Annotated in this window: 15 protein-coding genes; 2 read left to right on the top strand and 13 right to left on the bottom strand. The window is 28.3% G+C overall.

From position 1 onward, the window contains the following. Positions 1 to 8: 8 nt before the first annotated feature. The 11 genes from BM384_RS04125 to BM384_RS04170 all read right to left on the bottom strand — a co-directional run bounded on the left by BM384_RS04125 (position 9) and on the right by BM384_RS04170 (position 7,464). A complete protein-coding gene (locus BM384_RS04125) occupies positions 9 to 491 on the bottom strand; it encodes a hypothetical protein (protein ID WP_090011353.1) in 483 nt (160 codons plus the stop codon). Positions 492 to 551: 60 nt separating this feature from the next. Further along, positions 552 to 1,142 carry an HK97 family phage prohead protease gene (locus BM384_RS04130; protein WP_090011355.1) on the bottom strand — a complete coding sequence of 197 codons (591 nt, stop codon included), beginning with the start codon at positions 1,140 to 1,142 and terminating at the stop codon, positions 552 to 554. Next, positions 1,120 to 1,245 (bottom strand): hypothetical protein, encoded by a 126-nt coding sequence (locus tag BM384_RS18470; RefSeq protein WP_278280891.1) that lies wholly within the window; start codon positions 1,243 to 1,245, stop codon positions 1,120 to 1,122. Before BM384_RS18470 ends, BM384_RS04130 begins: the two co-directional genes overlap by 23 nt. A gap of 52 nt (positions 1,246 to 1,297) precedes the next feature. Next, entirely contained in the window at positions 1,298 to 2,362 is a 1,065-nt protein-coding gene (locus BM384_RS04135) for a phage portal protein (protein ID WP_242945948.1), read from the bottom strand. A 14-nt stretch (positions 2,363 to 2,376) separates the two neighbouring features. Beyond that, the gene (locus tag BM384_RS04140) at positions 2,377 to 4,044 is read right to left on the bottom strand and encodes a terminase TerL endonuclease subunit (RefSeq protein WP_090011356.1); all 1,668 of its coding nucleotides are present in this window, start codon (positions 4,042 to 4,044) and stop codon (positions 2,377 to 2,379) included. Next, positions 4,028 to 4,501 carry a P27 family phage terminase small subunit gene (locus BM384_RS04145; RefSeq protein ID WP_090011358.1) on the bottom strand — a complete coding sequence of 158 codons (474 nt, stop codon included), beginning with the start codon at positions 4,499 to 4,501 and terminating at the stop codon, positions 4,028 to 4,030. The genes BM384_RS04140 and BM384_RS04145 overlap by 17 nt, the downstream gene beginning before the upstream one ends. Before the next feature lie 94 nt (positions 4,502 to 4,595). Next, positions 4,596 to 5,048, bottom strand: a complete 453-nt coding sequence (locus BM384_RS04150) for a hypothetical protein (RefSeq protein WP_090011360.1) — start codon at positions 5,046 to 5,048, stop codon at positions 4,596 to 4,598. Further along, positions 5,032 to 5,349, bottom strand: a complete 318-nt coding sequence (locus BM384_RS04155; RefSeq protein WP_090011362.1) for a hypothetical protein — start codon at positions 5,347 to 5,349, stop codon at positions 5,032 to 5,034. Before BM384_RS04155 ends, BM384_RS04150 begins: the two co-directional genes overlap by 17 nt. 11 nt (positions 5,350 to 5,360) lie before the next feature. Then, a complete protein-coding gene (locus BM384_RS04160; RefSeq protein WP_090011363.1) occupies positions 5,361 to 5,837 on the bottom strand; it encodes a helix-turn-helix domain-containing protein in 477 nt (158 codons plus the stop codon). 293 nt (positions 5,838 to 6,130) lie between these two features. Then, positions 6,131 to 6,748 carry a tyrosine-type recombinase/integrase gene (locus tag BM384_RS04165; protein WP_090011365.1) on the bottom strand — a complete coding sequence of 206 codons (618 nt, stop codon included), beginning with the start codon at positions 6,746 to 6,748 and terminating at the stop codon, positions 6,131 to 6,133. 209 nt (positions 6,749 to 6,957) lie between these two features. Next, positions 6,958 to 7,464, bottom strand: a complete 507-nt coding sequence (locus BM384_RS04170) for a hypothetical protein (RefSeq protein WP_090011367.1) — start codon at positions 7,462 to 7,464, stop codon at positions 6,958 to 6,960. Between the two features lie 134 nt (positions 7,465 to 7,598). On the opposite strand from BM384_RS04170, the gene BM384_RS04175 reads away from it, so the two are divergent. Continuing rightward, positions 7,599 to 8,042, top strand: coding sequence for a hypothetical protein (locus BM384_RS04175; protein ID WP_090011369.1), 444 nt, complete (start codon positions 7,599 to 7,601; stop codon positions 8,040 to 8,042). 66 nt (positions 8,043 to 8,108) lie between these two features. Here the strand turns inward: BM384_RS04175 and BM384_RS04180 are convergent, their stop codons facing one another. Continuing rightward, on the bottom strand, positions 8,109 to 8,525 hold the full coding sequence (locus BM384_RS04180; protein WP_090011372.1) for a hypothetical protein: 417 nt from the start codon (positions 8,523 to 8,525) through the stop codon (positions 8,109 to 8,111). A gap of 26 nt (positions 8,526 to 8,551) precedes the next feature. After that, entirely contained in the window at positions 8,552 to 9,283 is a 732-nt protein-coding gene (locus BM384_RS04185; RefSeq protein WP_278280892.1) for a phage replisome organizer N-terminal domain-containing protein, read from the bottom strand. Between the two features lie 113 nt (positions 9,284 to 9,396). Here BM384_RS04185 and BM384_RS04190 point away from each other — a divergent pair. Then, positions 9,397 to 9,595 (top strand): transposase family protein (locus BM384_RS04190; protein ID WP_175537277.1); only part of this gene is annotated, 199 nt, incomplete at its 3' end.

Genomic DNA, 9,595 nt, shown 5'->3' on the forward strand with positions numbered 1-9,595 from the left:
TTAAAATTCTATTCATTCTTTTGTCTTTTTAAATGTATATATGAAAAACCAACAAGAAATCCAATAACACTTCCTCCAACTATAGCAACTACAATCCATTCTGGTGCATCTTCTGTAATAAGTCCCCAAAATGTATTTTTTAAATTATCCAAGTAATGTTCATTATTACAATTAGATATATGCATGAATGACATAGATGGTTGTCCTATAAAAATCCACTTTATAGGTATCCAAATATAATAAGAACAAACAGCAATAACCCAAATAAATATATTAGCTATTATAGGTTGCTTAATATTTTTAAATGTTTTTGCTTCATAAAAATCAATTGGGATTACAGGAATTAACCAAATCCCCCATGCTACAATAAACCATACCAAGATGTTCCTATTAAAGATATAATTTAATCTTTCAGTAAATTCCTGATAATAAAAATCAAATATACCAAATAATATTCCAATTATCCCATAAATAATCCATCGCTTCTTCATATTATTATCCTCTCACACTTCATAATAACAGATTATAACATATATTCAAAATTAAACATCTTAATAATTTCTTAAACATCCTATTTCTTTTTCATATTTAGAATATTTCATATTATCTTTTAGACTTCGATCGATTACTATAGCTTTTATATCACAGCTTCTACACTCAGATATAATCTCCTTATCATCCCTCATCTCAATAGAAGTCCCTGCATAAGCAGGATTCTTTCTATTATCCAAAATAGAAACTTCAAAAAGCTCTAAATCCTCAACATATCTCCTTTGATATCCTTTATTAGTATCTTCCCATCTATCCTTATCTACAGTAAACCCAAAGCTCCATCCTCTAAGCTCTCCTTTTTTAGCTTTCTCAATAACATCTTTATCAGTAATAGTACAAACAGCTCTAAGCCCTATATTATCCTCAAATAGTTCTAAATTACCATCTTTAATTGACCCAAGCTTTCTACTTTCATCATGATTCAATAAAAGATCTACATTATCAGTTTTATTCAAAGCCTTATCAAAAGCCTTTGGTTCTATCTGTTCAATAAACTTTCCATTAATACATGGTATAGGCTTACTATCTCTACCAACTGCATTAACATAACCATCAATAAGAACACTATCATTCCTTATCTCCACTCTCATTCTTTTTCTCACCTCCCTTCATTGAACTTGTCTTATCAGTATTAGGTGTATAAATAGTTCCTGTCTTAGTGTTATAAAGTACATCATTCAATCCTAAAACCACAGTATCATTAAATGCCTCAATAGGCTCTCTATCCTCTTCATATCTAACATCATTAATAGTTAGTATCTTTATTCTTAATTCCTATCTCATAAGCCCTAAATCTCTTTTCTATATCTCCTTTTAATAGCTCCTTAACATCAAACCCAAAATAAAAAGAACTCTTTTCTTTTTCAAGAAGAAAGTCCTTATTTAAGGCTGCTAGTATTGCTCTTAAAAGTGGTAATACTGCAAGTTTTATAAACTTTTCATAATCATTATCATTAGCTTTTCCATCTCCTCCAAGCATTGTTGGAGGTACTACAAACAATTTGCATATTTCATCAGCATTAGTTATTTTATTTTCATTCATCTGCATTCCAGTACTTGTTGCTGCACTTTCTTGAAAAGATAAGCCTTTATTAAGCACAATACAATTTTCACTATTCTGTGAATACATCTTATTCCATTGTTCCTTCAGCTCATTAATTGCTGGCCTATCAAGTTTACTTTCTGCCTTAATAAAACCTTTCTTATTTCCTCCTGTTTTAGCTAATATATTTTCATAAATTAAAGAATTATATGCAACTGCAAGAATCTTTTTATTAGTTTCTAAAATGCCTCTTCCAGTTACACCATCTTTACTTCTTCTAGTTATCTTTAAGAATTCATAAGGCTTATACATTTCACCATTTACCCAAATATCATAATCTTTAAATATAGGATCTATGCCTGAATTTATACTTACTGCACTTTCTTCAACATAGTGAAGACTCTTAATCTGATTCCTTTGCTTATTTATATAAGCATAACTATTACCTTCCAAGTAAAAATCTTCAATCATAGCTTCCCAAAACTGAGCAGCATTTAAAGTATCTTTAGTATCATCATTTAATAAACTTAACCTAGGATCACCTTTAATCTCTTGAACCTTTCCTTCTACTTCATGAAATAACTTTATAGGACATGTTTTAACTGTATCTTGAATAAGCCTTATACATCCTGAAACTGTTGGAATGTTCATTGCTTTTTCTCTATCAATATTATCTTCTGTAATTGTAGTTTGAAGCAAAGTATACAGTTCTACTAAATCTTCATAAAGCCCTCTTTCTTCTTTCTTTTTACTCCAAGGCCATTTCATCTTCCCCCTCCCTTCTAAACTACTTGAATAGTACAATCAGAATTATCAAGCTGCTCTGCCTGCATAAGACAAACTGCAATAATTGTACTAACTACCATATCAACCTTTCCTGCTGACTTTTTCTTATTAACATACTTATTTTTATTAGTATCTTCAGTACATCTAGCATTAGAAAAATTAATCTCCAAAAGCCTGTTATTATCATACTTGAAAGTTCTATGTAAAATATATTCTTTAAGAAGCTTAGTTGGTGCATGTAATATACTGCTGTGCTGTTTAACTTCAACAACTTCATAACCTGCTGCTTCAAGCTTTTGTGCTGTAGATAAACAATTATATCTATCATATCCAATTTGAATAATCTCAACCCCATACTTGTCCTCTAAGTTCATAATAAAATCTTCAACAAACTTATAATCAATGGCATCATCTCCACAAGCAAAGCAAATTCCATCATCTATCATTTTCTTATAATTTAATCTTTCCTTATTAGATTTAACCTCAATCTTATCTTTAGGAATAAAGGCCCAAACCTTAGCATATAAAAAGTCTTCATACTCAGTAACCATTGAAACTGAAGTATTATCTTCAGTCATAGATAAATCTAATCCTAAATAAACTTTCTTACCTCTCCAAAAATCTAAATCTTCAATAATCCTGCACTGCTTAACTATATCAATATCAACATAGCCTTCTGCTCCTAAGCCTTTATATTGAATATTGTTGTGCTTACAAAGATAATTTTCTTTCTTATTCTCATAAAGAATTGCCTTTGTCCTGCTCTTTTTAAGTTCATCAAACATAAGAACATTATCAACTGCAACTGGATTAGATTGATATATTACTAAATCATTAGTCTGCCACTCTTTCCTTAATGAATCATTAGGCTCATATAATAAACAAAAGAACCTTTTATCTTCTATAAGTCCATCTAATATTTTCTTACCATAATCAATTTCATCTAAGAAAACATTATTATCATTAGGATATTGAGTACTTATGATAATTCCTTGCTTATTCCATAAATTAATTTGTGAAGATCTCATGGCTTCAACTGGATATGAATCTAAATTACCTGCTTCGTCAGCAAGCCATAACCTAGCCAGCTTTCCATCCATGTTATCATTTGAATAAGCTAAAGCCACATATTCAGCTTCATTAAACTTGCAGCGTGTATAATCTCTTGTTACTTTAAAGTGTTTTGCTATATCAGGGCTAACTTTAATAATCTTTTTTATTGCCAGTTTTAATTCACTAGATAGTTTTAAATCTGGTGCAACTGAAAAATATCTATCAAAATCATTCTCTAACATCATTTCTAAAATAAATATTATGGCTGCATAGAAAGTCTTATAGTTCTTTCTTGATATCTCTAATAGACTTGTAATATATAACTTACTGCCATCTTTATATTTAGTACATAAAGTTGCATATATAAAAAGCTCTGCATAATTTTCTAAACGCTCATTTAATGGCTCATGTAAATCTGGATGAATCATCTGACCTAAAAGCTCATAAATTATTTCGTAATCTTCATTATCAAAATAAGCATCATCATCCGTACCATCTACAATATCAAGCCAAGCTTTACATTGCTTTTTAATGTACTTACCAACTTTATTATTATCTTCATCAATACACCATAAAGCATAATCATAAGCATTGCTATTTCTTATGTTCATGTTTCTTTTTCCTTACGATAGATAAAACTGAATCCTCTTTATCGCCTTTAGCAGTAACATTAATATTAGCTAATTTTGCCCTTGATTGAGGTGATAAAGATAATTCATTACAGCACCTTAAAAAGTCTGCTGTATAAGCTTTCTTAGAAGAAATTAAGTCCTTATTAAATGCCAAGCTTGGTTTCTTATTAATCTTATCTTCAATAAACTGCAGCCTATCAGCTGTTATTGAAAAAAGAGTCAATAAAAAAGAATCCAAACCACTTAATAGCTTAGACTCTTTAAGTTCATCTTTTACAAAATTAAATATAACCAACTGACTCTTTGTCAGCTGCTGTGTTGGATGTACTTCTGATTTTCCTTTTAATTTTTCTTCATTTTCTATTCTTGAATTAATTTCATCTTTAGTCTGTGAGCACTCACTTAAAACTCTTGCACTCTTTGTTGGTCTTGCCAAAAATTAAAACCTCCTTCCAAAGAAATTTTAAAAATCTCATTTTACAGATTTCGTGTGTAGAAAGGTAGCCCCGTTCTGATAAAAAATCGTTTCTTTAAAAAATTGAGATATAGGGGGGATATATTTTCTTAACTTCTTTTCTATACTTCCCTAAAGTTCTATCTCCATTTTTATAACTTTCATCCATTTCTTTTAATAAATCCTGAAGCTTTTCTTTAACTTCTAAACCTAACTTATAAAGCCTATGAACTTCATCATGAACTTTATTATTTAATGTAATAAGATTATCATATTCAGTAGCTTTACTTTCATCTTCTAATATCTCAATAATATGATGTGTTCTATCAGCTTCAATAACCTTGCCATCAACATATAAAGACCAAAGACAAGTATAATTAAAATCCTCTAATACATCAGTTCTTAAACTCCTGTATTCTTTTGACTCATAAATTTTATTATCAGTTCTACTCCTATCAGCCTTCCTTTTATTGTGTGGACACTTATGAGGTTTATTAACTATGCCACAATACTTACAAGTCATCTTCATATTGTTTCCTCAGCTCTCCAGCTTTTAAGCTCATAGTATTAAGTAATTCATAAAGCTTATCTAACATATCCTGTACTTCATTACAATTATCTTTATTCATTGAATCATACTCAACCCTTAAGGATTTATACTGCTTCATTAGCTTTCTTATTTCAGGATTAGTAATAACTATTATAAATTCATTATTGCACTTAGGACAATTATAATATTTCTTTTCTATACCTTTATCAATCCACTTGCTATTTATCTTAATACTGCTGAAGTCAAACTCATGGCCACACTCATCACAATAACCCCGCATTGTTTCCCTCCTTATTCTATTACCTTTGAATTAACTTCTTTCTCCTTAAGCTTAGTAAGTTTCTTATCATTAGTTACTTTATGAGGATCATCCTGCCACTTTGTTTTATCTCTATTATTAAGCCAATACTTCTGTGCTGCTAAATCTGGTGGCTTGAATTTTTTAATACTCTTAACTTCAACTCTTTCTTTAACTAACACTGTTGTGCCATCATCTGCAATAACTTCTTCTTTAACCTTAACTGGTGTTTCTTCATAGTACTTATAGCCAGTACAGTTTTTATATAAAGCTTGAATAACATTATCATTCTTTTTATCTTTCCCTTGAGCAATTGCATCTTTTAGCTCACTTTTTTCTCGCTTATACCGTCTAAAAGTTGAATAAGGAATACCTAACTTCTCAGCAATTTCTTTATCTGTCTGACCTTCTGTAACCCATGATTCTATCTTACTTAAGCTCTCATTTATCTTTTCTTCATTTGCTTTCAAATCATCACCTCCTTTCAAAGAAAAAAATGAGCACTTAGTTTAAGATGGTGTGTTCATTTTATGAATTTCTATAAGAAATAACTTTCAAGCATATTTTACCCTTAAATATTTCCCTAGATATTTTCTATAATTTTTATATCTTTTTAACTCTTTGAATCCCTCACATTGTTACAAAGTAAGGTATTCAATTTTTGATTAAGTTACTAATATATGCTTTAATTTTTTCTTATCTTATACCAGCACTTTAAAAAGTAAGGTATTTAGACATAAAAAAAATGATTATTTCTTAAGTTTTATAAATACTTATCAATAATCATAGACGATTCTTTTAATACATCTTCATCAATTCCTATATAACTTTTAGTTGCTTTTATAGAAGCGTGACCTAGTAATTCCTGAACATAATTGATATCTTTATCATGTTCTAAATACTGTATATATCCATAAGTTTTACGTGGTGTATGTGTACCAATGGCTATATTATCTATTCCACATTTAATAGCTGCTTTCTTAAATTCTTTTCCTAAAGAATCTCTTCTTATATGCTGCTTATACTTTCCTTCACCACTACCTTTTCTAGAACTATATACATATTCTGAATCTTCTTTTCCTTCTACAAATTCTTTTAATATATTTCTTAACTTATTTCCTAAAGGAGCTCTTCTTTTAAAACTAACTTTTCTAGTATTTATAGTTTTCTGCTCTAATATATCTAAAGACTCTTTTTTTATAGCTTCTTTTAAATCTTGAATTGTTAATTTAACAAGATCACTTCCCCTATATCCAGTAGCTAATCCTATATTAAATAAAATATATGCTTTATAATTATTTATCTTTAAATATGACTGTATTCTTTTAAGATCATTACTACTCTTTATTGCAGAAGACTTATTTTTACCACTTACTTTCATACATAACTTTTTATCACCTCTTATTTTTACAAATTAATAAAGGAACCCTGTTAAAAAGAGTTCCTTTATACTAACTTCATATTACTATTATATCTTATTCTTTATGGTGTATCCTACATACTTTGTTTAATTTTTCTATAATATTTCTATATATTTTTATACTTATAATATACACTAATAAAATTCTTTATCTGACTAAAAAAAACAACTTACTGGCAACCATACTGAATTAATTTTTCTTTATATAATTTTGTAAATTCAAAAAATTTTGTTGGATAGTTATCTTTTAATTTAGGATTTGTCTTTACAAAATTTTCGATTGTATCGATAAACCCTACAAAATCATTATTATTTTTTAAATCTTTCATGTCCCCATTATAGAATAAATTAGGTACTTTATAACCCTTTAATTTCATATAATCACAAATTATAAGATAATCTCCACTCATATCATCAGCAATATATCCATTCCATTTTGTTGATCCTGTTTCTTTACATGCTTCTCTAAAAGCATCATATGCCTTTTTAGTGTTTATAACCAAATCATTACTTTGCCTTATCTCAATAGTATCTGATTTAGATATTTCTGATATATTCTTCTCTTTATTTTGCTGATTATTAATTAAATCTACTTCAATATTTGTATTAAGTTTGTCTTTATAATTAATTCTATTAGTATTCATTGAATTTACATATGATTGTATACCATTATTCATAAAATCACCCTTTATAATTTTCGAATTTCCATTTTAAAACTTTAATTTTATATAAATGTTTTATAGTTATTATTTTGCATTTATTTCTTTTTATGTTATACTTTGAACGAAATATTAAAAAGGAATGATACAAAATGAAAAAAATCTCAAAATTTCTTGGAGTATTAATATTAACATTAATCATTTCTTCAATAGGTTTTATGAATATTAATACAACATCTGCATATGCATACGGAGAATTAAAAATCACACAAGTTGGTGATACTATAAGCTATGGTGGTAATTCATATAGAAAAACCAATATGAAAAATGCATCTACTTATAATACTGTACACACCAATGTAGCTGCACTTACATTTAGAGTTTATAGCAATTATAATACTGGAGCAACATTAAAAGTAAATGGTGATTCTATTACAAATCCTCGTTATATAGGTTTCTCAAATATGGGTGATTACTGCTATATAACAGTACTTGTTCCTGGATTATATAATAATATGAATAATCGTGTAGAAGTTATTGATGGTGGGGTTGGTTGTCCTAGAGTATCTGATTCTGTATATATTAATGTTGAATAGTTAAAAGATAGCTTTATTACAGCAATTTTTATTGGTGTAATAAAGCTATCTTTTTATAAAAATTATTTATATATATTTTCCCATTTGACTAATTGCTTCTACTTCTAACTGCTTAATCCTAGAATAGCTTAAACATAACTTTTCTTCTAAATAACAATATCTTTTATTATTTATTAAAATACTTTCAATAACTTCTCTTTGTATTTCATCAAGAATAGACAATGCATTGTCAATCCTCTTAATCTTATTTTCCTTAATAAATCTCGTATGCAGCAGCTTTTCAACTTCCTCCATATGCTTTTCAGCCTGACTTTCAACACTAGAAGTGATTTTATAGGTTGGACTAATCCTTTCCCCCTTAGGCATTGCTGAAATACCAATACATTCTCTTTCCTTTTCTGCGATCCTAATATTTATATCAACAATATCAGCTTTTAATTCTTTATACTTTTTAATTTTATTTCGTATCTCTGTATTATTCATTTAATCACCTTTCCCTTATTAAATTATTAATTATTCCATCCTAGTAATTTATTTTCTAAAGACTTAAAAGTTTCCCCTCCGTATCCACTCACATAATCTCTTCCTTCAAAATTATTAAATCCATTTGTTTCATTTTTTGATTCACTATAACTCCAATCCTCTTTAATAGCAGTTACTAATGCTCCTAGTCTATTTCTAAAATCACCTGAATTAATAATTTTAATTTTTTCCTTAACAACATCAACAACATTTCTATCTTTACTATATGCCTTTACTGTCTTTATAACTGTTTTAGCTTCATTTGGGTTACATTCAACTATCCTTTCTATCTGTTGTTGTATCTCTATCTCTTGCTCTATCTCTGTCTCTATCTCTTGTTCTATCTCTGGTGGATTTTTGTCGGACATTTGTCCACCATCACTTTCTAGTAATTTTTTCTTCTTTTCAGCTTCAATTTTTGCCCTATATTTTCTCTTTCTATCAGCTTCTGTAGTAGACTTCCCAATAAAGTTTTGTATCTCAAGCATATATATTGTTCCATCATCTAATATCTCTATTAGTTTTAACTGCTTATAAATATCAAAAGCAACTTTTACTGTATCTATATCCATACCTACAATTGCAGAGATCATCTGCAAATTGTAGGGAATAAATTCATTTAATCTTAAAGCTCCTTCAAACTTTAAGGCTTTTAAATATAATTTTATAAGTAAATTAGAATACTTATAGCCATTTGGCATAGCTTCTAAAACTTTAATTTCTGCACTATCTGTTTAACACATACTAAAAGTGGTTCTTTCCAATGTTAGTTGAAACAGCCTAGATTCTATTATATAATATGAATAATAAAATCAAGGGGAAAGAACAAAAGATGAATAATTTAATTAAATTACTAGATAAGAATTTAGAATATATACAACATCAAATTATAGAAGATACTATTTATATTTATGTAAAATCTATTAAGGAGTATCCTTGCTGTCCTTATTGTGGTACAACTTCAAAGAAAGTTCATTCAAGGTATAAAAGAACATTTCAAGATTTACCTATTCAAGGCTTAAAAGTTAAAA

It is taken from the genome of Clostridium sp. DSM 8431, assembly GCF_900116755.1.
Lineage (GTDB): Bacteria > Bacillota > Clostridia > Clostridiales > Clostridiaceae > Clostridium.